This window comes from Georgenia sp. M64, from assembly GCF_038049925.1.
In the GTDB taxonomy this organism is placed as follows: domain Bacteria; phylum Actinomycetota; class Actinomycetes; order Actinomycetales; family Actinomycetaceae; genus Georgenia.
In genome coordinates this window covers 2,508,697-2,530,873 of sequence record NZ_CP145809.1, presented here as the reverse complement: position 1 = coordinate 2,530,873, position 22,177 = coordinate 2,508,697, and the positions used below count along the sequence as shown (strand labels likewise).

Below are 22,177 nucleotides of genomic sequence, written 5' to 3'. Positions count from 1 at the left end.
ACGGCGGAGCACGACGACGAAGGGGAGAACGTGGAGGACATGAGAAGCCGCGCCCGCGGCTGCCTCGCCGGCCTGGCGGTCGGCGACGCGCTCGGGCGGCCCGCGGAGGGCATGGAACCGGCGGAGATCGTCGCGCGGTGGGGCAGGATCGAGGGGTACGTCGCCGACACCCCGCTGGGCAGCGACGACACCGAGTACGCCCTCCTCACCGCCAAAGCGCTGCTGCGCTACCGCTCGGGCTTCACCGCCGAGACCGTCGCCGACCTGTGGCGCGAGGAGGTCTGCGGCCAGCAGGGCGGGTTCGCCGGCGGCGGGTTCAGCGAGATGGCCGCCATCCGCAACCTCGAGCGCGGCCACCGCCCGCCCCGGTCCGGGCAGCACGCCCACGCGTGGAGCGACGGCCTGGCCATGCGGGTCGCACCCATCGGCATCGCGGCCGCGGGCAACCCGGCCCTCGCCGCCCGGCTCGCGGCCGAGGACGGCGCCGTCTCCCACGCCGGGGAGGGCATCTACGCCGGGCAGGCGGTCGCCGCGGCCGTCGCCGCCGCGATGGCCGGGGCCGACGTCGACGGGGTCGTCACGGCCGCGGTCGACGCCGTCCCCGCCGACTCCTGGACGGCCCGGTGCCTCGCCGTCGCGCGGACCGTCGCCGCGTCGTCGCCGGACTGGTCGGTCGTGGCCCCGGCCGCGGTGGACCGGCTGGCCGTGCGCGGCTACTACTGGGCCGACCTCGCGCCCGAGGCGGTGGGCCTGGCCTTCACCGCCGTCCTCGCCGGCGGCGGGGACCCGCGCGAGACCATCCTCAACGCCGTCAACCTCGGCCGCGACGCCGACACCGTCGCGGCCATGGCCGGCGCCGTCGCGGGCGCCATGGCCGGGATCGCGGCCATGCCCGAGGAGTGGCTGCCCGCGGTCGCCGTGGCGCCGGGGGTGTGCCTGACCGCCACGCGCGGCATGCACCCGATGGAGATCGCCGACCAGCTGTGCGACCTCGCGACCGAGCTGCAGGGAGTGTCATGACGACGACGGAACGGACCCGGTGGACGATCGCCGGGATGAGCGCGGGGGACGCCATCGCGTGGCCGTCGTGGTGGCACCGCCTGGGGGCCTTCCCGCCCCGGCGCAGCGTCCGGCTCGGTGAGGCCGTGCGGCACAGCCACGCGCTCGGGTCGACGTCCCTGCCCACGCCCTACCTGCAGTCGTCCTCGCCCGAGCTCATCGACCCCGCCGGGCCCGCCGACGACGTCGAGTGGTTCGTCGTCGCGCTGCGCCACCACCTCCGGCAGCGCCTCGACGGCTCGCCCGCCGGCGAGGGGGACGGCGCCTGGGCGCAGGTGGCCGAGCAGCGCAGGCGTGAGCCCGGCACCGTCCGGGCCAGGCTCGGCACCCTCATGGCGCTGGAGAACCTCGCGGCCGGCATGTCCGCGCCCCAGACCGGGAACGACAACGCCCACTACTTCGACGACGTCGCCTGCGTGCGGGCCGTCGCCGCCGCCGTCCTGCGGCCGGGGGACCCCCTCGGCGCGGCCGACCTCGCCGAGGACGACGCCCGGATCACCCACGCCCTCGACGGCGTGGACGGCGCCCGCGGCGCCGCCGCGCTCCTGGCCACCCTCCTCGCGGGCGGCAGCACGGAGGACGCGATCGACGCCGCCGTCGCCGAGCTGCCGGCCGGCGGCTGGTGCGCCAACGTCGTCACCGAGTGCCTGGCCGTCGGACCGGCCGCGCCGTGGGCCCTCGCCGCCCGCCTCGAGCGCGACGTCGTCGACCACGTCTACGCCTTCTCCAACCAGGCCCCGGAGACCCTCGGGCTTCTCCTCGCCCACCTCGCCGCGGCGAGCAGCGCGGAGGAGCTCCTCCTCGGGGCCCTGGCCCACCCGCGCCACGCCGACGCCCTCGTCCCGCTGGCCGGGGCGGTCGCCGGCGCGGCCTTCGGGGACGTCACGGGCGGCGCCCCGCTGCCGGTGCTCACCGGCACGAGCGTGCGCGCCCTCGCCGGCCTCGCCGTCGAGGACGTCCTCAGCGAGATCGTCACCGCCCAGAGAGACCGGTCCTCGGCCCGCACCTCGGAGGCAGCACGATGAACGACCTCCTGGACAAGATGACCGGGGCCGTGGTCGGCGCCGCCGTCGGCGACGCCCTCGGCGGCGCCACCGAGACGTACCTGCCGGACGAGATCCGCGAGCGGTGGGGCGGCTGGGTCGAGGGCGTGGTCGAGCCCTACCACCCGGACTGGCGCACCCGGAAGCCCACCGCGCCCTTCCACAAGGGCGACGGGCACGTCACCGACGACACCCTCATGAACCGGATGCTCGTCGAGGTCTACTGCGACAAGAGGGACCACCTCGACGCCTACGACGTCGCCGAGCGGCTCGTGCCCCGGCTGCTCACCCAGAAGGTGTGGGTGCCCGAGCTCGAGACGGAGACGGTGCTGCTCCAGCGCCTCGCCCTGGCGGAGAAGTACCTCTCCCTGCGGCTGCACTGGGCCCACGCCGACCCCCGCGAGGCCGGGGTCGGCAACGCGGTCAACTGCGGGGCGGCCATGTACGCCGCACCCATCGGCCTGGTCAACGCCGCCGATCCCGACGGCGCCTACGCCGAGGCCATCGAGGTGGCCGGGGCTCACCAGTCCTCCTTCGGCCGGGAGGCCGCCGGCGTCATGGCCGCTGCGGCCGCGACCGCGATGGTGCCCGGGGCGAGTGCGCAGGACGTCGTGGCGACGGCGCTGCGGCTGGCCCAGGACGGCACCCGGGCAGCGATCGAGGCGGTCGCCGAGGCCGCCGGCCGGCAGGACCACTGGACCGACGCGATCGCCACCGGGGCGGTGCGCGACGCCGTGCGCCCGTTCGACCTCGTCGCCGAGGGCTACCGGGACCGCGGCCTCGCCGCCCACCGGCCCAGCCGCCTCCACAGCATCGAGGAGCTGCCCGTGGCGCTGGGGTTCCTCCTCATCGCCGACGGCGAGTGGGAGTCCACGGTCCTCGGCGCGGTCAACTACGGCCGCGACTCCGACTCCATCGCCACGATGGGCGGGGCCCTCGCCGGGGCGCTCGGCGGTTCCGCGGCGGTCCGCGCCGACCTCGCCGAGACCGTGGCGACCGCGAGCCGGATGGACCTCGCCGCTCCCGCCCGTGACCTGGCCGCCGTCACGGTGGAGATCCGGCGCCGGGACGCCGAACGGCGTGCGGGTGTCGAGCGGGCCTTCGCCGGCCTCCTCGACGACGGCGGACCCGCAGCCGCCGCGGCACCCTCCGCACCGCGTGCGACGACGGGTGGGGGAGCCGGATGACCGGCACCGTCGTCGTCGTCGGGAGCGCCAACGTCGACCTCGTCGTCGACGTCCCGCGGCACCCGGCACCGGGGGAGACGATCCTCGGCGGCAACCTCCGCCGCACGCCCGGCGGCAAGGGCGCCAACCAGGCGGTGGCCGCTGCGCGCGCCGGGGGCGCGGACACGTGGTTCCTCGGCGCCCTCGGGCGCGACGAGGCCGCGGACCTGCTCCTCGACTCGCTCACGGGCGCCGGCGTGCGCACCGACCTCGTCGCCCGCACCGAGGAGCCCACCGGCACTGCGCTCATCTGGATCACCGACGACGGCGAGAACGCCATCATCGTCGCGCCCGGCGCGAACGCCGAGGTGACGGTGGACGCCGCCGCCGCCGGCCGTCTCGCCGTTGCCGACGTCGTCCTCGCCCAGCTGGAGATACCGCTGGAGACCGTGGTCGCCTCGGCCCGCGCCCGCCGCGGCGGCGCGCGGTTCGTGCTCAACGCCGCCCCGTCCCGGGACCTGCCGGCCCACGTGTGGGCCGAGATCGACGTCCTCGTCGTCAACGAGCACGAGGCCCGCGACCTGGCCGGCCCTGACCCCGTCGGGCACCACGGGAATCCCGGCGGGCTGGCCGCCGCCCTCCTCGAGCGGGTCCCCGCCGTCGTGGTCACGCTCGGCGGCGACGGCGCCCTGGTCGCCGAGCGCGGCAGCGAGCCGGAGACCGTGACGGCCCCGGCCGTCACCGCCGTCGACACCACCGGCGCCGGCGACACCTTCTGCGGCGTGCTCGCCGCGGCCCTGGCCGACGGCGCCTCCCTCGCCGACGCCGCCCGGCTCGCCGCCGCCGCCGGGGCGCTCGCCGTCACCCGGCCCGGCGCCCAGAACGCCGTCCCCACCGCCACCGAGACCGCCCGGCTCGCGAGGGAGCACGCGTGAGCTACAGCTTCGACCCCCTCGTCCCGCGCCCCATCGACGCCCCCACATCCGTCCCGCTCGAGGGTGGCGCCGACCTCACGGCACTCGACGTCGCCAAGATCTTCGCGGCGCCCGACGACCCCGCCGACTGGCCCCTGTGGCGGGCGCGCCTCACCGCCTGGCGTGAGGACGCCCGGCAGCGCCACGCCTACGACGGCGCCGCGTACGACCGGTCGGGCGCCCGATGGGCCGCGCGCTGCTTCACCGTGGCGCAGGTGTGGCTGTGGGACGAGCTGCTGTACTCCTTCGACGACCACCGCTTCACCCCCGAGCGTTTCGTCGACGACGCCCGGGAGCGGTTCGGCGGCCTCGACGCCGTCGTGCTCTGGCACGCCTACCCGGTCATCGGGATCGACGACCGCAACCAGTGGGACTACTACCGCGACGTCCCGGGGTTGGACCGGCTCGTGGCCGACCTGCACGCCGCGGGCCTGAAGGTCTTCGTCGACTACAACCCGTGGGACACCGGCACCCGACGCGGCGGCGACGACGTCACCGAGCTCGCCGCCCTCGTGCGGGACCTGCCGGCCGACGGTGTCTTCCTCGACACCCTCAAGAAGGCCGACCCGGAGCTCGTCGAGTCCCTCGAGCGCGCCCGCCCCGGCATCGTGCTGGAGGGCGAGTCCAAGCTGCCTGTCGAGCGGATCGTCGACCACAACGCGTCCTGGGCGCAGTTCTTCGCCGACAGCCCCGTGCCCGGCGTCCTGCGCGCCCACTGGTACGAGCGCCGCCACATGCAGCACCACATCCGTCGCTGGCACCGCGACCACACCGAGGAGCTGCAGTCCGCCTGGCTCAACGGCGTCGGGGTCATGGTGTGGGAGGTGGTGTTCGGCGTGTGGGTCGGGTGGAACCCCCGCGACGCTGCCACCGTGCGCCGCACGGTCACCGTGCAGCGCGCCGCCGCCGACCTGCTGCTCGAGGGCGAGTGGACCCCACTCGCCGAGATCTCACCCGACGCCCACGACGCGGGGATCTACGCCTCGACCTTCGCCCGCGACGGCGTGACGCTGTGGGCGCTGGTCAACCGCGGCGACGCCGACTGGACCGGCCCGCTGCCCGCCGACGGCATCGTGGTCGACCTGTTCAGGACCGACGGCGGCGCCGTGGCCGACACGGACACTGTCACCGACAGGAGCACCTTCAATCCCGTCACCGTCCCTGCCCGCTCGATCGGTGCCGCGCTCGCCGTCGCGCCCGGGGCCCGCGAGCCGGACTGGCTGCCCGGGCTCCGCGAGCGGCTCGCCACCATGCCGTTCGACGACGACGGCCACTTCCCGCACCGCCTCGCCCGCCGGCTGAGCCCGGTCGTCGCGGATGTTCCCGGCTCGGCTCCGAGCCCCTCGGTCCCGCCTGCCCCGGCCTCGCTCGCGGCTCGGACCGACGACGTGCCCGCGGACGCCGTCGTCGTCCCGGCAGGGGAGTACGTCCTCACCGTGCGATTCCGCGCCCGGGAGACCGGCATGTACCAGGGCGCGCCCTACGTCGACGAGTGGAAGCCGCTCGTCCCGCGCCTGCACGACGCCCGCACGCTCCAGCGCGACGGGCGGCTCGACCACGCCGTCGCCGTCGCCGCCTCCGAGGTCACCAACGCCCAGTTCGCCGCGTTCTTCGCCGCTACCGGCTACACACCCGCCGTCGCCCACCGCTTCCTCGCCCACTTCGACAAGGGCCGCCCGCCGGCCGGACGCGAGGACGAGCCGGTGACGTTCGTCGACCTCGACGACGCACGCGCCTACTGCGCCTGGCGCGGCGGGCGCCTGCCCACTGAGGACGAGTGGCAGCTCGCCGGCGAACGCGGCATCCGCCGCGGCACACCGGCGGTGTGGAGCTGGACCGACAGTGAGCACAGCGACGGCCGCACCCGCTTCGCGATGCTCAAGGGCGGCTCGGCGCATCAGTGCGAGGGCTCGGAGTGGTACTTCGACGGCGGCGTCCGCGCTGCTGACTTCACCGCCAAGCTCCTCGTCCCCGGCCTGGGCCTGGCCCGCAGCTCGAGCATCGGGTTCCGGTGCGCCTGGACCCTGGAGGACCAGTGACCGTCTCCCGCGACAAGACCGACGGCGCCCTGGCGGGCCTCACCGTCGTCGACGCCTCCACCCTCTTTGCCGGCCCGCTCGCCGCCGCGCACCTGGGCGACATGGGCGCCGACGTCGTCAAGGTCGAGCACCCCCGCCGGCCCGACCCCTCCCGCGGGCACGGCGCCAGCAAGGACGGGGTCAACCTGTGGTGGAAGACCCTCGGCCGCAACAAGCGCACCGTCACCGCCGACCTCGGCTCCGACGGCGGACGCGAGGTCTTCCTCGCCCTCGCCGGCCGGGCCGACGTCGTCATCGAGAACTTCCGCCCCGGCACCCTGGAGCGCTGGGGGCTCGGCTACGACGAGCTCTCCGCCGCCAACCCCGGGCTCGTCCTTGCCAGGGTCTCCGGGTTCGGCCAGATCGGCCCGTACCGAACCCGCCCCGGGTTCGGCACCCTCGCCGAGGCGATGAGCGGGTTCGCCGCCATGACCGGCGAGCCCGACGGCCCGCCCACCCTCCCGCCCTTCGGCCTCGCCGACGGCATCGCGTCGCTCGCCACGGCGTACGCGATCATGACCGCCCTGCACGCCCGGCAGGCCACCGGGCGAGGCCAGGTGGTCGACGTGTCGATCATCGAGCCGATCCTCGCCATGCTCGGCCCCCAGATCACCCGGTGGGACCAGACCCGCACCGTCCAGCCGCGCACCGGCAACCGGTCGAGCAACAACAGCCCCCGCAACACCTACCGCACCGGTGACGGCCAGTGGGTGGCCGTGTCGAGCTCGGCCCAGTCGATCGCCGAGCGGATCATGCGGCTCGTCGGCCGGCCGGACCTCGTCGACGAGCCGTGGTTCGCCAGCGGCCACGAGCGCGCCCAGCACGCCGACGTCATCGACGAGGCCGTCGGGGCGTGGATCGGCCGGCGCACCCGCGACGAGGTGGTCGCCGCCTTCGAGGAGGCCCAGGCCGCTGTCGCGCCGGTGTACGACGCGCACGACATCGTCGAGGACCCGCAGTTCCGAGCGCTCGGCACCGTCCACGAGATCGACGACCCTGAGCTCGGCCCCATGCTCATGCAGGGCCCGTTGTTCCGGCTCTCCGGCAACGACGGCGTCATCGCGTTCACCGGCCGGCCGCCGGGCGCCGACACCGACGCCGTCCTCGGCGAGCTCGGCTTCACCCCCGAGCGGATCGCGGCGCTGCGGGACGAGGGCGCCGTATGACCCGGCCCGTGCTCACGCTCCTGTACGTCCCGGGCGACCGGCCCGAGCGCGTCACCAAGGCCCTCGCCACCGACGCCGACATCGTCATCGTCGACCTCGAGGACGCCGTCGCCCCCGCCCACAAGGACCGGGCCCGCACCGAGACGGCCCGGCTGCTCACCGACGCCGGCCGGCCGGTCCAGGTGCGCATCAACCACCCGGACACCCCGTGGCACACCGACGACGTCGCCATGCTGGACGCCCTGCCGGGCGACGTGGGCGCCCGGGTGCCGAAGGTCGAGTCGGCGGGGCAGGTCCGTGCCCTCGCCGGCGCCCTGCCCGGCCGGAGCCTGCACCTGCTTCTCGAGTCGGCCATCGGCGTCGAGCGAGCTTTCGAGATCGCGACTGCGTCGGACCAGGTGGCCTCGGTCGGGCTCGGGGAGGCCGACCTGCGTTCGGACCTGCGGCTGAGCGACGACGCCGGCCTGGCGTGGGTGCGCAGCCGCGTCGTCGTCGCCGCCCGCGCCGCCGGGTTGCCGTCCCCGCACATGTCCGTCCACCCGCACGTTCGCGACCTCGACGGGCTCACCGCCTCGTGCCGCGAGGGGAAGACGCTGGGGTTCCTCGGCCGTGCCGCCATCCACCCCGCCCAGCTCGGCCCGATCCGCGAGGCGTTCCGCCCCAGCGACGCCGAGGTCGAGCGGGCCCGCACCGTCGTCGCGAGGGTGGGTGACGCGCGTACCGACGGCGTCGGGGCGATCGCGCTCGAGGACGGCACGTTCCTCGACGTCGCCATGGTCCAACAGGCCCGGGCCGTCCTCGCCCTCACCGAGGACTGAACAGTTCAGCGTCCACGATTCTCAAGGGAGAGAACCATGAGGAACCGCCTCACCCGCCGGGTGCTCGCCGGAGCCGGGGCCGCCGTGCTCCTCGGCGCCGGCGCGCCCGCCGCCCTGCCCGCCCTCGCCGCCGAGACGGGCACGGTGCTCACCGCCCAGGCCCCCTCGGACGCCGTCGGGACCATCGACTACACCGTCTACCTGCCCGCCGGGTACGACGCCGGCGACGCCGAGTACCCCACCGTTTACCTCCTCCACGGCCGCGGCGACACCCAGGCGGCGTGGCAACGCGTCGCGGGCGACCTCGACGAGATGATCGCCGCCGGCACCATCCAGCCGATGGTCGTCGTCATGCCCGATGCGCCGTGGAACGAGCGCGGGAGCTGGTACACCGACTCGCTCTACACCGGGGACAAGGCGACCGGGGCGGGCGCGGGCATGTCCGTCGAGACCGCCTTCACCGAGGACCTCGTCGAGCACGTGGACGCCACCTACCGCACCGTCGAGGACCGGGCCGCCCGCGCGGTCGGCGGGTACTCCATGGGCGGCGCCGGGGCGCTGCGGTTCACCCTCGCCCACCAGGACACGTTCTCCGCCGGCATAGTCCTCAGCCCGGCGGTCTACGTCCCCCAGCCGCCCGCGGACTCCTCGACCCGCGACTACGGCGCCTACGGCGTCGGGCACAAGCTCTTCGACAAGCACCGGTACACCGAGCTCAGCTACCCGACCGCCCTCGAGGCGCTCGACCCCGGCCTGCCGGTGCACCTGTTCATCGCCGTGGGCGACGACGAGTGGGCGAACCCCGACCCCGCCGACGCCAGCCACGACCTCGACTTCGAGTCTGCCCAGCTCTACAACACCGCCCGCCGCGTCGACGGCGTGACCGCGGAATTTCGGGTCCTCGACGGCGGCCACGACTGGGACGTGTGGCAGCCCGCCTTCCGTGAGGCAATCACCGACGTCTCCGCCCGCCTGCGCACCACGCCGGCAACGCCGTGGGACGCCGAGCTGCTGGGCACGAGCGGTGACGACCGCGCGGGCGGTGCGCTCGCGCTCGACGACGGCACGCTGATCGGCCTCAACGTCGGGGCTGCCTACGCCGACGTCCCCTACGCCGGCGCGATGGACGTCGTCCTCGAGCGGCGGGCCGCGGACGGCAGCGTGGCCTGGCGTCACGCCCTGACCACCGCGGCCAACGACCGCGCGTACGGCGTCGTCGCCGGGAGCGACGGCGGCGTCGTCACGGCCGGGTACACCCGCGGCGACCTCGACGGCGCCCACCCGTCGGGCGCGAGCGACGACGCGTTCGTCGCCGGGATCGACGCCGCCGGTGCGCGCGAATGGACCACCCAGTTCGGTGACCCGGCCGCCGCGGACCGCGTCTACGCCGTCGCCTCCGACGGGGCGGGTGGCGCGTTCGTGGCCGGGTACACCAGCGGCAGCGTCGACGGCCCCAGCGCCGGCGACAAGGACGCTCTCGTCGCCCGCGTCACCGCCGACGGCGCCCTCGCGTGGGTGAAGCAGATCGGCGGCACCGGCGAGGACAAGGCCCTCGCCGTCGCACCGGCGCCCGACGGCGGGGTGTACGTGGGCGGGGTCGCCGGTGGCGCCATGCCCGGCGGTGCCGCCGCGGGCGGCCTTGACGGCTGGACCGCCCGGCTCACCGCAGCCGGCGATGTCGCCTGGCTGAACCAGCACGGCACCGGCGACACCGACCAGGTGAGCGGGCTCGAAGTCCGCGACGACGGCACCGTCATCGCCGTCGGCCACACCGGCGGCCAGCTCGGCGCCACGGCGTTCGGGGACAAGGACGCCTTCGCCCTCGCTCTCGCCGACGACGGCTCGGAGCTGTGGACCACCCAGCTGGGCACGGCGACCGACGACCGCGGCGTCACCGCCGTGTCTCGCGCCGACGGCTCGGTGCTGCTCGTCGGAACGACCTACGGGCCGATCGGTTCCCAGGTGGGCGGGGTGGATGTGTTCACCGCCGTGCTCGACGCGAGCGGCGCGGTGGGGGAGCGCAGCCAGTTCGGGTCCGGCGACCGTGACGGTGCCGACGAGTGGGACGAGGCGAACCTCTACGCCGCGGGTGCGCCCGATGGCAGCGTGCTGGTCTCCGGCCTCAGCTTCGGCGCTCCGGACGGCCAGACCAACGCGGGAGCCGGTGACGTGTTCACGATGACCATCGCTCCGTAGCGGTCGGCCGCCCCCGGAGCTGCGCTCCGGGGGCGGCGGTATCACTGGAGATGAGGACGCCGGCTGCCTAATCTCGCCAGCTGGGGACGCAGGAGGTGCTCTGTGAGCATGAGTTGACTGAGCTGACGCCGAGGACCGCGCATCGGGATGGGTGCGGGCCGCCTCGACGGGCCATGCACCGTCGATCAACACACCTCGCCATCGACCGCTACACACCCTCCACCACCGAGCCCGTTCGCCGGGTGATGATCTCTAGGCGATTTCAGGTGGCATGCGGTCGCTGACTGAGGTCTCCTTAAGCGCACGGGGCAGTAGCCCTCCGTGGCGGCCGACCAGATCGACGGGCAGCCATTCGGCAAGCTGGGCTAGTTTGCGTGCTGGGCAACCACCTCTGATAGAGGGGCAGTGCCACCGTCGCGCTCCAGAGCCCAGAATTCGAACCCGCTGAGGTTTGTGACTCCTAGGTGCCAGGCGGCGTCGTCGAGGGAGTCAAACTCATGAATGCCATCGATTAGAACTGTGCCATCGTCGCTGATGACCGCGTCCACCACCCACTCCGGGTCCACTGGGTCCAGTAGGTCGCCTGGCTTGAGGATTCCCGCTCCTACCATCTCCGACAGCGCCGGTTCGGGAGGACGGATCTCCTCGATAAATACTGGCTCGTCAGTGAGTCGGCTTGAACTTCCGCTGAGCACCGCAAAGGCGTCGCGAATTACTTCTGAGATTCGTTCGCGCCGTGCCTCGAGAAAATCGTCGTACCGCATGTGCTGCCATTCATCTGGGAGCGCGTGCCAATAGTACTGCCTCGCGAGCCACTCTTCATCGCCTCCGCGCTCGGCCACGAGGTCAGGCCAGTACTCTGCTGGCGGTCTGTCCGAGATTCTGATGTTTGTGGCCCAGTCGGTTGGCGCGAAATTTGCGACCTGATTGATGCGCTTGGTGTCGTGGATGTCCAGGACGGCTTCCTGGTATGCGCGCGGGAACAGGTGATGGCCCTCCAATCCCTTGACGGCCGGCAGTGTCGGATCCATCCACTCCCGGACGGGCATGCGGAGCATGAACATGTCAGCGTTGAGAGTATTGAGTGCTGCCAGATAGCACTGATAGATCGGGGAGAAGGCTGTGCTCGAGCTGACCAATAGCTGGGGTACATTGAATGACCAGAAGTCGTCAGTCAGGGTCGTCTTGATTGTCTGGTTAATGAGACGTTCGAAGCCATCCGAGTCGCCCTTCGTCAGCCCTCCGAACGCGTCCAGGTCTCGTTGGAGTTGAGACTCGCCTGATCCGGTGTACCGCGATGTCATCTGGGACATGAAGACCCATCGCGCGATCAGTGAGCGGAGCCGCTGCAGGTCGACGCCAAACCGGTTCCGGCCGAGGAGAAATATGACGTAGCTATAGACGAGGTTGGTGTTGGACGTGATGCCCTTGTTTGACCGAAATCCGGCCGATTGAACCGCGTGGACGAACTCAGTCCAGTTGACCCGATCGGTGACGATCGGCAACGCCTTCTGCAAGAGGTTCAGTTCACGTTCCTGCCGCTCCGGATCAACGACGCCGGTCGAACGATCCTTTGCCTGCAGTGCCGCGTAGGCGTCGAGCAGTTTTGCTCGGTTCTGGCCAACGGCGACCATGGCGCGCACGACATGGCCCGTCTCGACTGCCAAGAAGGGGTTCTTCGGTGTCCAATCGATCCGCATACCAGCGATCTCGGTGGCCCGGTCCGGGCTGATCCGTGAATTCCGTGCGAAGTGCTCGATGCCGTCGCGCCCCTCAGGCCAGAACACGCTCAGCCACGTGAGGATGTAGTCGTAGGCCTTGAGGCTGACGCCCTCTGAGTTGATTCTCACGAAAATATCAGCGACAGTCCGCTTCTCGACCTCACTCTGGATGTGGACCACTTGGAACGAGTAGTTCCGGAGCGCGTCGAGCTTCACGAAGACTTTCGTGAGTTCCCTCTCCTTCCCGCGACTGAGATCTTGGCCAGACGCCAGGAAGCGCTCGACAAAAGTGTCGTGCGCTTCAATGGGTGAGTAGAAGGCAGTCGAGATGTCCTCGACCCAGAACACTGAGCGCGCAAGGACGGGTGAGCGAACATCGAACTTCTCGGTAAACGGGTTGAAGGAGATGGTGATCGACTTATTGCGGTACGCCTCATCGCGCACCGGCAGCCCCTTCATCGCGGCGTAAAGGCTTGTGAGGCGCTGTTGGCCGTCAACGATCTGGTGTGCTGCTTCCACTTCGCCGGGCCCGGATATCGCCCTGGTCTCGCCCGTCGCGGTCACGTCCCAGAACATCAGTTCCCCGACAGGGTAACCGCGGTACATCGAGTCGAATAGGTCGCGGACCTTGGTCGCCGGCCACACAAATGGGCGCTGCAGATCTGGCAGCCGGATGCTGCCCTTCTGTACTCCTGAGACCAGTTGGTCGACCTGCCATGGTGTTGGCTTGAAAATGGCCCCCATCAGTGAACTACCTCGCTCTCGTCGATCTACCTGACACACCGTATGCGCCCGCGCGAGATCCTTGCGCCCGACTCGTCGCGGAAGTTGGATTGCTCTACCCGGTGATGCATCAAGACGCGAGCACTCGCGGAGGTTGATAGTCGCGCGGGGTCGGCTCGCTGGCGTGGTGGTGGTTCTTGTCGCGGTGGACGACCGGACGGTGTCGGACGACCGCGAAGCGCATGGCGCCTCCATCGATTGGGTCCGCGGTCAGCACGGACGGATATGAGGTTTTTGTCTAGACATGTGCATGTCCTCTCCAATGGGTTTCAGACGCCCGAGAACCCTTACGGAAGGACATCGTCGTCATGCCCAAGAAGCCACTCGTCGCCGGAGCGCTCGCGTGCGCGCTCGCCGGCGGTCTGGCCTCTGCCGCTGTGGCAGCCCCCGCGGCTGACGTCAGCGTGCGCCAGCCCGCGTGGAAGCAGGAGTTCAGCCCCGAGCCGTTCTCGGCCGACGTCCTCGCGGCCACCTACCCCTCGGACTCCTCCTACGACTACATCCCCCTGCTCCGTGGGTTCACGGACCTTCGGGAGAACCACCCCGAGATCCTGGAGCTCAACCTCGCCACGACGGTCGAGATCAACTCCGGTGCCGACGTCGAGCAGCAGGAGCGCGCGATCGTCGACCCGTACGCCGACATGTCGGTCTCGATGGCCGATGGGCTGGGGGAGACGCTCGGGCAGATCTACCTGGACGCCCTGGCGGAGGACCGTCTGCCGAAGACCGAGGCCCTGATCTCCAAGACCGGGCAGCGGCTCGCCGGCCCGTCCGCCTCGACGAACCCGGCGAAGAACTTCTACGACTACGACCGCCCGTACGTCGCCCACCCCGAGCTCATCACGTACTACGACAAGGAGGGTGGGGACGCCTACGGCTCCACCGGCGGCGCCTGCCCCTCCGGTCACACGAGCCAGGCGTTCTGGCAGGGCACGGCACTGGCGACCCTCCTGCCCGAGCTCGCCCCGCAGATCCTCGCCCGCACCTCCGAGGCCGGCCACAACCGCGTGGTCATGGGCGTGCACTACCCGCTCGACGTCATCGGCGGCCGGATGATGGGCCAGAAGATCGTCGAGCGCCGCTGGTCGGACGAGGAGTTCCACCCGCTCCTGGAGGCCGCCTCCGAGGAGCTGCACGCCGTCCTCGAGTCCGACTGCGGCGTCCCGCTGACCGCGTGCGTCGCCCGGGACGAGGACTACCTGGACGACGGCGAGGCGGTCGACCTCTACGAGGATCGGATGACCTACGGCTTCCCGCAGGTCGAGGAGCCCGGCCGGGAGATGAGCGTTCCCGAGGGCGCCGACTCCCTCCTCATCGCCAGCCACCCAAACCTCACTGCCGAGCAGCGCCGTCAGGTCCTCGAGCTCACCTCGATCGACTCCGGCTACCCGCTCGACCTCACCGACGAGGGTGACGATAGCTGGCAGCGGCTCAACCTCGCTGCCGCCATGGCCGCCGACGTGCGGAGCACCCCCGACGGCGACGTCGCCCTCATCGCCGCCGACCGGTAGACCCCCCGGACCGGTCCCGCCGCCCCGAGCCGGGCGGCGGGACCCGTGCTGTCGGCGCCCGGTCAGCCGACCTGGGTGCGGATCTCCTCCAGCCGCGCCACGGCCTCGTCGAGGAGTGCCTCGTCGGTACCGCGCACGACGATGTTCGTGCCGTAGAGCTCGCCCTCGCGGAACGGGTAGGACCCGACGCTGAGGTCCGGCATCGCCTCGGCGAGCTCGCGCAGCGGGGAGGCGATCCGGCCCTCGCCGACGGCGAAGCGCACCTCACGCGACAGGCGCGGGGCGCCGGCCTCGAGTGTGGGCAGGATGGTGGTGAGCATCGCGACGAAGATGCTCGGCACGCCGGCCATGACGTGGACGTTGCCGATGCTGAACCCGGGCGCGCCGGAGAGGTCGTTGACGATGAGACCGGCGCCGTCGGGGATGCGCGCCATCCGCAGTTGGTCGGAGGTGGCGGTGCGTCCGCGGGCGACCAGCGCTGCCTCGAGGATGGCGCGGGCGTCCTCGCGCACGTCGATCCCGACGCCGAAGGCCGCGGCGACGGCGTCGGCGGTGATGTCGTCGTGGGTCGGGCCGATCCCGCCCGAGGTGAACACGTGCGTGTGCGCGGACCGCAGTGCGTTGATCGCGGCGACGATGACGTCGTGGTCGTCGGGCACGACCCGGATCTCGCACAGGTCGATCCCCACCCGGGTCAGCTCCCCGGCGAGGTGGTACGCGTTGGCCTCGCGGGTGCGGCCGGAGAGGATCTCGTCACCGATGACGAGGATGGCGGCGGTCGGGTTGGGCATGGTCCGGAGCCTAATGGGGCTACATCATGTCTCTCCGCTCGGAGCAGACTTGGTGTCCGAGCCGCTGGCGGGTGAGCACTCTCGCAGCCAGGTCCTTTGAGAGACCTACGCCTAGATCGTGCCCCTGCCGGTTGGCGAGGAGGAAGAGCGCTGGTGGGATGTCGTGCCGATGCGAGCACTGATCCATTAGGTCGCAGCTGGTCCTCCTCGGGTGGCTCTGGTCGAGAGGAAGGGACTGGAAGAACGAATGCTGTTCATCGGCGATGACTGGGCCGAGGACCATCACGACATCGCGATCATCGACGACGCCGGGCGGCTGCTGGCCCGGCGCCGACTGGACGAAGGCATCAAGGGCGTCGAGAAGCTCCATGCCGTGGTGGCCGACCACCTGGACGAGGACGACGATGCCGGCGAGGTGCTGGTGGGGATCGAGACCGACCGCGGCCCGTGGGTCCAGGCCCTCCTCGCGGCCGGGTACGTCGTCTTCGCGATCAACCCGCTCCAGGCGGCCCGCTACCGGCAACGGCACGGCACCTCGGGGGCCAAGTCCGACAAGGGCGACGCCCTGGTGCTCGCCGAGATCGTCCGCACCGACCGGACCCACCACCACCCCATCAGCGGGGACAGCGAGATCGCCGAGCAGGTCAAGGTCCTGGCCCGCTCGCACCAGTCGCTGATCTGGGCCCGTCAGCGCCAGGTCAACACGTTGCGCTCGAACCTGCGCGAGTTCTACCCCGCGGCCCTGGCCGCTTTCGGCACCGACCTGGCCGACCGCGACGCCCTCGCGGTCCTGGCCGCCGCGCCCGGCCCGGACGCGGGCGCGCGGCTGACCCCGGCGCGGGTGCAGGCCCTGCTGCGCAGGGCCGGGCGGCGACGCTACGTGGCCCAACGGGCCGAGGAGATCGTGGCGGCCCTGCGCGGCGAGCAGCTGCGCGCCCGGGCCGGGATCGAGACGGCCTACACCGCCACCACCGCCGCGCTGGTCGCGGTGATCAAGGAGCTCAGCGCCCAGATCGCCGCCCTGGAGGGGCAGGTAGAGGCGTGTTTTGGCCAGCACCCGGACGCTGAGATCTACCTCAGCCAGCCCGGCCTCGGGGCCGTGCTCGGCGCCCGGGTGCTCGCCGAGTTCGGGGACGACCCCGACCGCTACGCCGACACCCGGGCGCGGAAGAACTACTCCGGGATGAGCCCGATCACCCGCGCCTCGGGCAAGAAACAGGTCGTCCTGGCCCGCTTCGCCCGCAACCGTCGTCTCGGCGACGCCCTGTACCTGCAGGCCTTCTGCGCACTGAACGTCTCCCCGGGCGCGCGGGCCTACTACAACGCCCGCAGGGCCCGCGGCGCCACCCACCACCAGGCCCTGCGCGCCGTCGCGAACCGCCTCGTCGGCATCCTCCACGGCTGCCTGCGCCACCACACGCTCTACGACGAGCACACCGCCTGGCACACCACCGAGAACACCGGCGAAACCCTCGCCGCTTGACACGTTAGAACCGTGGGATGTCTAGGCGCCCGCCGGCGCCTCGTCCCGGCGGAGGCGTCACGACCCAGTGATCTCCGCCAGCCGGGCACGGAGGATGCGCTCGACGACGTCGTCGGGCAGCGGGTGCTCGGCCGTGAAGCGCACGGTGCCCTTCGACAGCGAGTAGCCCGCGAGCTCGTCGCGCACGGTGTCGATCGCGGCCGGTGAGAACGGGAAGAGCGAGAGGTGCCTGGCCGCGGCGACGACGCTGACGAACGGCTTGCCGGCCACGCGCAGCGCCGGCATCCCGTAGCTCATGCCCTGCTCGGCGTCGGGCGCGAGCCGACGGGCGATGTCGACCACGTGCTGCAGCACCTCCCGCGACGGCGAGGGGACCTCCGCGATGGCGTCGTCGACCGTTCCCATGGCTCCACGGTGGGGGAGGAACCGTCGCCGCGGAGTCGTAAAGGGCGTGGACCGACCGTGCGCGACAGGGCTTCGCCCTCGCACGAAGTGCCTGTGCAGGTGAAGGATGAGTCCGGTTCGGGGGTGATCGGGTGAGCCGGGAGTCGGAGCAGGCCAACCGCCGACTGCTGCGCGCCCGCGACGCCATGGACCGCGCGTACACCGAGCCGCTCGACATCCCCGCCCTCGCGCGGATCGCACTCGTCTCCGACGCCCACTTCATCCGGACGTTCAAGCGCACGTTCGGCGAGACGCCGCACCGCTACCTCCAGCGCCGGCGGGTCGAGCGCGCGATGCACCTCCTGCGCGAGACCGACCGGTCCGTCACCGATGTCTGCATGAGCGTCGGGTTCACGAGCCTCGGGACGTTCAGCCGGACCTTCCGCGAGGTGGTCGGTCAGTCACCGAGCGAGTTCCGCGCCGCCGTCCCGCCTCCTGCGGTCCCGACCTGCTTCACCAAACGGTGGGGGAGACCGAGCAGTTTCGGAGAAGCCTCACCGACGCCCGGCTGAATAGCGTTCTGTTCATCAGCCGCCCCGCCCGGGCGGCCCGAACGAGGAGCACGTCATGATCACCACGCTGCGCATCAGTCAGGTCTACGTCCTCGACCAGGACGAGGCGCTCGACTTCTACGTCGGCACCCTCGGCCTCGAGCTCGCCGACGACATGAACTTCGGCCCCATGCGGTGGCTCACCGTCAAGGCACCGGACGGGCACCAGATCCTGCTCGAGCGGCCGGCCCCGCCGTCGATGGACGAGCGCACGGCCGAGCAGGTCCGCGACCTGCTGACCAAGGGCGCCGCCGGCGGACACCTCTTCTTCACCGCCGACGACGCCCAGGGCATGTACGAGCAGCTCGTCGAGCGCGGCGTGGACATCACCGACGAGCCCACCGCCCGTCCGTACGGTCTGGACTTCGGGCTGCGTGACCCGTTCGGCAACCACATCAGGATCGCGGAGCTGTCCGACGTGCCCGCCGGCGCATCCCACCGCTGATCCGCTGCCCGCCCGACCAGCCGTCGGCCGCGCGCCCGCCGCGCACCACTCCGCCTCCGGCGTACGGCCCCGCCGCCCGTGGCTGGCGGCGGGGCCGTGGCCTCAGCTCGCGGTTCTGGCCACCGCCTGTTGGGTCGCCGGCACGTGAGCTGCGTCGTCGGCCCCGCGCACGGTGAGCACCGCCATGGCGAGGAACGCCACGAGGAACAGGGCGCCGGCGAGGTAGCCCGCCCACATGCTCAGGCCGGACAGGCCGAACTCGACCACGACGAACGCGATAAGGACGACGCCGAGCCACCGGGGCCCGTAGCCCGCGCGGAGCAGAGCCGCGCCGAGGAGGATCAGGCCCAGCACGGTCCCGATCAGCCCGAGCGCCATGTAGGGCAGCAGCCCGGCCTCTGTGCGCTCAAGCAGCTCGACGTGGGTGGTGGCGTCGCCGGCGCCGGCCGCCATGGCGAGGATAACGGCGTTGAACCCGGCGTGCGCGGCGTGCCCGAACGCCTGGAGCACCACGAGGGCGGCGGCGAGGAACGCCAGGCGCGGGGGGCGCGGGAACACCTGCACGGCAACCCCCACCACCCCGACGGCCACGAGGAGCTGGGAGAAGGCGAACAGGTGCGCCGAGACGGCGGCCGTGCCGGGATCCCCGGCGATCTCCGCCAGCCAGTCGGCGTGAGTGCCGGAGAAGTCCGGCATGAGGAGGATGCTCACGACCGTCGTGACGCCGGCGAGGGCGAGCGCGAGCGCGAGGGCGACGGTCCAGCGCACCGCGGGCGAGGTGAGGTGATTCATGTCCGGGCTCCTGTGGTGAGGGCGGTCCCGACGACGTCGCCGGGCTGGTCCCGACGCTAGGGATCGCGCGGGTCGCGCGGCATCGGCGCCAGGTCGTCGGCCCATGGGACTCGGGTTGGCCGGCCGGTGCCGCGGGATCAACCCGGGTTGACCGCTTTGTCCACCTCAGGACGACACCGCGCACACCCCGCCATGTCTAGATTGGGCGCTGTGGACCGCTCGGCCCGTCGGGAACGGGCGCTGGACGCCGGCGTCGCGGCGCTCGTCGCCGTGCTGGGCCTCGTCGAGGTCTGGCTGCCGATGGAGTCGGTCGTCGGCACGGGCTCACCCGTGGTCAGCTCGATCGGCATCGTGACGGTCGCGACGCTGCTCTCCCAGCGCCGCGCCCGACCCCGGGTCGCCCTCGCCGCGCTCGCGATGTGGCCGGTCCTCGGCGTCCTCGTGGGCGGCGAGCTCCAGGTGCTCTTCTTCGGCCAGCTCGTCCCGATGCTCGTCCTCGTGTACTCCCTCGCCCGGCACGCGCCGGGCCGATTGCGCTGGGTCAGCGCGATCGCCGCGGCGGCGATGGTCGTCGTCGCCGACGTGTTCCTCCCGCTCCTTCGCGACCCCGGCGAGCTGGTCTTCCACTGGGGTGCCCTGACCCTGGCGTTCCTGTGCGGGCACGGGTTGCGGGTCTCGGCCGAGCGGGCCGCGGCCGCGGCGGTGCGGGCGCACCGCGCCGAGCTCGAGGCGAGGGAGCGGGCCGCGGCCGCCGTCGCCGAGGAACGCGGCCGGATCGCTCGCGAGCTGCACGACATCGTCGCCCACGCCGTCGGCGTCATCGTGGTCCAGGCCGGCGCCGCCGAGCAGCTGGTCGAGGACGACCCCGCGTTCGCGCGCAAGGCCCTGGGCGCCATCCGCACCACGGGCGCCGGCGCGCTGACCGAGATGCGCCGGATGGTCCACATGCTGCGTGAGCTCGAGCCGGCCGGGGCCTTCGCTCCGCAGCCGGGGGTCGACGCCCTGCCTGAGCTCGTCGGGGCCGTACGCGAGTCGGGGCTCGACGTCGACGTCGAGGTCACCGGTGAGCGCACGCCGCTCGCCGCGGGCCTGGACCTGACCGCCTACCGGATCGTCCAGGAGGCGCTGACCAACGTCCGCCGGCACTCCGCCGCCGGGCGGGCACAGGTGGTCCTGCACTTCGGCGAGGACGACCTGCGCATCCGGGTGCGCGACGACGGACCAGCCCGGCCGGCCGACGGCGAGCCCGGGCACGGGATCGTCGGGATGCGCGAGCGGGCGGCACTCTTCGGCGGCACCCTCACCGTCACAAACGGCAGCGGCTTCACGGTGGACGCCGTCCTGCCCTTGGAGGGGGCGTGAGCACCCCGACGCCGTCGACGACGGTGCTCGTCGTCGACGACCAGGAGCTCGTCCGCACGGGCTTCCGGCTCATCCTCGAACGGGCCGGCCTCGACGTGGTGGGGGAGGCCGAGGACGGCCGGGCCGCCGTGACCGCCGTCGCTGAGCTGCGCCCCGACGTCGTCCTCATGGACATCCGCATGCCCCGCCTCGACGGCGTCGCCGCCACCCGGGAGATCCTCGCCGGGCCGCCGCCGCACCCGCGGATCGTGGTGCTGACGACGTTCGACCTCGACGAGTACGTGTGGTCCGCCGTCCGGGCCGGCGCCGCCGGGTTCCTCCTCAAGGACGTCGCCCCCGACGACCTCGTCCACGCCGTCCGGGTGGTCGCCCGCGGGGAGTCGATGCTCGCCCCGGCGCTCATCACGCGGATGCTGACCCAGTTCGCGCGCCGACCCCCGGCCGGTCAGCGACCGACCGAGCTGAGCGCGCTGAGCGAGCGAGAGACCGAGGTGGTGCGGCTCGTCGCGCGGGGGCTGTCGAACGCCGAGGTCGGCGCCCGGCTGTTCCTCAGCGAGGCGACCGTCGAGACCTACGTCTCCCGGGTGCTGACGAAGCTCGACCTGCGCGACCGGGTGCAGATCGCCGTCGTCGCGTACGAGTCCGGGCTGGTCCAGGCGGGGGAGCCCGGCTGACGACCGCGCAAACGCCGTCGGTGCAGGGCACGACCCCCAGCAGGGGCGGACTCGCGTATGAACGACGTGGCTATCGGAACTGTCTTCCCGCCAGCGCGGGTGCGGCGGCGCGAGTAGCCCGTACAGGGTAGGGATCGGGTCGGGTTCACGCCATCTGCCTGGTGACCGTCGGTCCCGCGGACTCTTGTGCGGTACGGAAGCGATAAGAAGGTCCTCGAGTGGTACCGCGAAACCGAGGTGAGAGTGCCAACACGGACAGCCTCGACGCGTCGCAGCCTTCATCGACGTAACCGATTGACGGCTCGGTACGGGCTACTCGATCCCGAAGTCGAACCCACCCTGCTGGTGGTGTCCGAACCGCTCCCTCAAGAAGTTGCCCGTGCTGGTTAGGTCGGCGGAGCTCTGCCGGTGACGGTTTGCGTGGAGCGTCTCTGCCTGCCGGGCGAGGAGCTGGATCTGGCTCTCGAGCTCCTCGTCTGCGGTCCTGCCATTCGGCTGGCGGATTCCCACCATGTCTGGAGGAATTGCGAGGTAGTTCCGAAGGACGGCGGGCAGGTATTCCTTCACCATGGCACCAAGTTCGTACTGGAAGCGAGCGTCTGCGGTGGGTTGGCGCTTCTCGGCGTCCAGTACCGAGTCGAGTGTCTGACACGTCTCGAGGATGGTGACGTAGGACTCGGAAGGGATGCGGTACTTGTTCTGCTTTGCCTGGGCCGCTACCCAGGCGAGAGCGGGCGCGAAGTCGTCGTTGGTGGGGCGAGGGGGCAGTGCGGCCGCCTGAGGACCCGGGTAAGGGAGCGGTGGGGCCTGGGGCGCTTTAGGGCCGGCAACGTACTGCGGCTGGGGACTCGCGCTCTTGCGGCGTAGCCACAGGTCTCGAACCTGATATGAGCGAATACCGGACGCCACCATGGCACCGAGCCCGAGAAAGGCCGAGACGGCACTCCCGGTAGGCAGGCTGATGGCGATGACGAATGCGACCGCGTACGCGATCCCCTCGAGGAGCACTCTTCTACGCTTTGAGCTGAGGCCGATGATCAGCAGCAAGAAGGCGATGAACGGGAAAAGGAAGACAACTGCGCCAACTTTGACCGCGTTCTTGAACGTGAATCGTGTCATA

General features: G+C 71.9%; 19 protein-coding genes. 14 read left to right on the top strand and 5 right to left on the bottom strand.

Annotated elements, in window-relative coordinates; all coding sequences use genetic code 11:
* The first annotated feature begins 39 nt into the window (after window positions 1–39).
* Genes AAEM63_RS11350 through AAEM63_RS11315 form a run of 8 tightly spaced genes read left to right on the top strand, consistent with a single transcriptional unit; the run spans window position 40 to window position 10,500 of the window.
* The gene (locus tag AAEM63_RS11350) at window positions 40–1,020 is read left to right on the top strand and encodes an ADP-ribosylglycohydrolase family protein (RefSeq protein WP_341358383.1); all 981 of its coding nucleotides are present in this window, start codon (window positions 40–42) and stop codon (window positions 1,018–1,020) included.
* The gene (locus AAEM63_RS11345; protein ID WP_341358382.1) at window positions 1,017–2,084 is read left to right on the top strand and encodes an ADP-ribosylglycohydrolase family protein; all 1,068 of its coding nucleotides are present in this window, start codon (window positions 1,017–1,019) and stop codon (window positions 2,082–2,084) included. Before AAEM63_RS11350 ends, AAEM63_RS11345 begins: the two co-directional genes overlap by 4 nt.
* A complete protein-coding gene (locus tag AAEM63_RS11340; RefSeq protein WP_341358381.1) occupies window positions 2,081–3,289 on the top strand; it encodes an ADP-ribosylglycohydrolase family protein in 1,209 nt (402 codons plus the stop codon). Before AAEM63_RS11345 ends, AAEM63_RS11340 begins: the two co-directional genes overlap by 4 nt.
* Window positions 3,286–4,203 carry a ribokinase gene (locus AAEM63_RS11335; protein WP_341358380.1) on the top strand — a complete coding sequence of 306 codons (918 nt, stop codon included), beginning with the start codon at window positions 3,286–3,288 and terminating at the stop codon, window positions 4,201–4,203. Before AAEM63_RS11340 ends, AAEM63_RS11335 begins: the two co-directional genes overlap by 4 nt.
* Entirely contained in the window at window positions 4,200–6,281 is a 2,082-nt protein-coding gene (locus tag AAEM63_RS11330; RefSeq protein WP_341358379.1) for an SUMF1/EgtB/PvdO family nonheme iron enzyme, read from the top strand. Before AAEM63_RS11335 ends, AAEM63_RS11330 begins: the two co-directional genes overlap by 4 nt.
* The gene (locus AAEM63_RS11325) at window positions 6,278–7,486 is read left to right on the top strand and encodes a CoA transferase (protein ID WP_341358378.1); all 1,209 of its coding nucleotides are present in this window, start codon (window positions 6,278–6,280) and stop codon (window positions 7,484–7,486) included. The genes AAEM63_RS11330 and AAEM63_RS11325 overlap by 4 nt, the downstream gene beginning before the upstream one ends.
* Window positions 7,483–8,304 carry a CoA ester lyase gene (locus tag AAEM63_RS11320; RefSeq protein WP_341358377.1) on the top strand — a complete coding sequence of 274 codons (822 nt, stop codon included), beginning with the start codon at window positions 7,483–7,485 and terminating at the stop codon, window positions 8,302–8,304. Before AAEM63_RS11325 ends, AAEM63_RS11320 begins: the two co-directional genes overlap by 4 nt.
* A 36-nt stretch (window positions 8,305–8,340) precedes the next feature.
* Complete coding sequence (locus AAEM63_RS11315; protein WP_341358376.1) at window positions 8,341–10,500, top strand: alpha/beta hydrolase-fold protein; 2,160 nt, start codon at window positions 8,341–8,343, stop codon at window positions 10,498–10,500.
* 365 nt (window positions 10,501–10,865) lie between these two features.
* Here the strand turns inward: AAEM63_RS11315 and AAEM63_RS11310 are convergent, their stop codons facing one another.
* Window positions 10,866–12,965 carry a DUF262 domain-containing protein gene (locus tag AAEM63_RS11310; RefSeq protein ID WP_341358375.1) on the bottom strand — a complete coding sequence of 700 codons (2,100 nt, stop codon included), beginning with the start codon at window positions 12,963–12,965 and terminating at the stop codon, window positions 10,866–10,868.
* A gap of 347 nt (window positions 12,966–13,312) precedes the next feature.
* Between AAEM63_RS11310 and AAEM63_RS11305 the strand changes: the two genes are divergently transcribed.
* Window positions 13,313–14,515, top strand: a complete 1,203-nt coding sequence (locus AAEM63_RS11305; protein ID WP_341358374.1) for a phosphatase PAP2 family protein — start codon at window positions 13,313–13,315, stop codon at window positions 14,513–14,515.
* 62 nt (window positions 14,516–14,577) lie between these two features.
* Here AAEM63_RS11305 and AAEM63_RS11300 read toward each other — a convergent pair whose 3' ends face one another.
* Entirely contained in the window at window positions 14,578–15,306 is a 729-nt protein-coding gene (locus AAEM63_RS11300; protein ID WP_341358373.1) for a molybdopterin-binding protein, read from the bottom strand.
* Window positions 15,307–15,553: 247 nt separating this feature from the next.
* Between AAEM63_RS11300 and AAEM63_RS11295 the strand changes: the two genes are divergently transcribed.
* Window positions 15,554–16,789 carry an IS110 family transposase gene (locus tag AAEM63_RS11295; RefSeq protein WP_341358372.1) on the top strand — a complete coding sequence of 412 codons (1,236 nt, stop codon included), beginning with the start codon at window positions 15,554–15,556 and terminating at the stop codon, window positions 16,787–16,789.
* A gap of 57 nt (window positions 16,790–16,846) precedes the next feature.
* Here AAEM63_RS11295 and AAEM63_RS11290 read toward each other — a convergent pair whose 3' ends face one another.
* Entirely contained in the window at window positions 16,847–17,194 is a 348-nt protein-coding gene (locus tag AAEM63_RS11290; RefSeq protein ID WP_341358371.1) for a DUF1801 domain-containing protein, read from the bottom strand.
* 131 nt (window positions 17,195–17,325) lie between these two features.
* On the opposite strand from AAEM63_RS11290, the gene AAEM63_RS11285 reads away from it, so the two are divergent.
* Window positions 17,326–17,745 (top strand): AraC family transcriptional regulator, encoded by a 420-nt coding sequence (locus AAEM63_RS11285; protein ID WP_341358370.1) that lies wholly within the window; start codon window positions 17,326–17,328, stop codon window positions 17,743–17,745.
* A 55-nt stretch (window positions 17,746–17,800) separates the two neighbouring features.
* Window positions 17,801–18,229: a VOC family protein gene (locus tag AAEM63_RS11280; protein ID WP_341358369.1), complete on the top strand. Its 429-nt coding sequence runs from the start codon at window positions 17,801–17,803 to the stop codon at window positions 18,227–18,229.
* A gap of 102 nt (window positions 18,230–18,331) precedes the next feature.
* Here the strand turns inward: AAEM63_RS11280 and AAEM63_RS11275 are convergent, their stop codons facing one another.
* Window positions 18,332–19,021: a DUF4386 family protein gene (locus AAEM63_RS11275; protein WP_341358368.1), complete on the bottom strand. Its 690-nt coding sequence runs from the start codon at window positions 19,019–19,021 to the stop codon at window positions 18,332–18,334.
* A gap of 210 nt (window positions 19,022–19,231) precedes the next feature.
* Here AAEM63_RS11275 and AAEM63_RS11270 point away from each other — a divergent pair, with 210 nt between their 5' ends.
* Together AAEM63_RS11270 and AAEM63_RS11265 are read left to right on the top strand one after the other, a co-directional pair.
* Window positions 19,232–20,383 carry a sensor histidine kinase gene (locus tag AAEM63_RS11270; RefSeq protein WP_341358367.1) on the top strand — a complete coding sequence of 384 codons (1,152 nt, stop codon included), beginning with the start codon at window positions 19,232–19,234 and terminating at the stop codon, window positions 20,381–20,383.
* Window positions 20,380–21,057 carry a response regulator transcription factor gene (locus tag AAEM63_RS11265; RefSeq protein ID WP_341358366.1) on the top strand — a complete coding sequence of 226 codons (678 nt, stop codon included), beginning with the start codon at window positions 20,380–20,382 and terminating at the stop codon, window positions 21,055–21,057. The genes AAEM63_RS11270 and AAEM63_RS11265 overlap by 4 nt, the downstream gene beginning before the upstream one ends.
* Window positions 21,058–21,369: 312 nt before the next feature.
* Here the strand turns inward: AAEM63_RS11265 and AAEM63_RS11260 are convergent, their stop codons facing one another.
* Window positions 21,370–22,176: a hypothetical protein gene (locus tag AAEM63_RS11260; RefSeq protein WP_341358365.1), complete on the bottom strand. Its 807-nt coding sequence runs from the start codon at window positions 22,174–22,176 to the stop codon at window positions 21,370–21,372.
* Window position 22,177 lies beyond the last annotated feature (1 nt).

What these genes read in the sequence shown, in the direction of transcription:
- AAEM63_RS11300 (WP_341358373.1), bottom strand. Translation starts at nt 15,306, where the DNA reads ATGCCCAACCCGACCGCCGCCATCCTCGTCATCGGTGACGAGATCCTC.
- AAEM63_RS11335 (WP_341358380.1), top strand. Translation starts at nt 3,286, where the DNA reads ATGACCGGCACCGTCGTCGTCGTCGGGAGCGCCAACGTCGACCTCGTC.
- AAEM63_RS11320 (WP_341358377.1), top strand. Translation starts at nt 7,483, where the DNA reads ATGACCCGGCCCGTGCTCACGCTCCTGTACGTCCCGGGCGACCGGCCC.
- AAEM63_RS11275 (WP_341358368.1), bottom strand. Translation starts at nt 19,021, where the DNA reads ATGAATCACCTCACCTCGCCCGCGGTGCGCTGGACCGTCGCCCTCGCG.
- AAEM63_RS11295 (WP_341358372.1), top strand. Translation starts at nt 15,554, where the DNA reads ATGCTGTTCATCGGCGATGACTGGGCCGAGGACCATCACGACATCGCG.
- AAEM63_RS11260 (WP_341358365.1), bottom strand. Translation starts at nt 22,176, where the DNA reads ATGACACGATTCACGTTCAAGAACGCGGTCAAAGTTGGCGCAGTTGTC.
- AAEM63_RS11290 (WP_341358371.1), bottom strand. Translation starts at nt 17,194, where the DNA reads ATGGGAACGGTCGACGACGCCATCGCGGAGGTCCCCTCGCCGTCGCGG.
- AAEM63_RS11340 (WP_341358381.1), top strand. Translation starts at nt 2,081, where the DNA reads ATGAACGACCTCCTGGACAAGATGACCGGGGCCGTGGTCGGCGCCGCC.
- AAEM63_RS11280 (WP_341358369.1), top strand. Translation starts at nt 17,801, where the DNA reads ATGATCACCACGCTGCGCATCAGTCAGGTCTACGTCCTCGACCAGGAC.
- AAEM63_RS11310 (WP_341358375.1), bottom strand. Translation starts at nt 12,965, where the DNA reads ATGGGGGCCATTTTCAAGCCAACACCATGGCAGGTCGACCAACTGGTC.
- AAEM63_RS11305 (WP_341358374.1), top strand. Translation starts at nt 13,313, where the DNA reads ATGCCCAAGAAGCCACTCGTCGCCGGAGCGCTCGCGTGCGCGCTCGCC.
- AAEM63_RS11350 (WP_341358383.1), top strand. Translation starts at nt 40, where the DNA reads ATGAGAAGCCGCGCCCGCGGCTGCCTCGCCGGCCTGGCGGTCGGCGAC.
- AAEM63_RS11345 (WP_341358382.1), top strand. Translation starts at nt 1,017, where the DNA reads ATGACGACGACGGAACGGACCCGGTGGACGATCGCCGGGATGAGCGCG.
- AAEM63_RS11315 (WP_341358376.1), top strand. Translation starts at nt 8,341, where the DNA reads ATGAGGAACCGCCTCACCCGCCGGGTGCTCGCCGGAGCCGGGGCCGCC.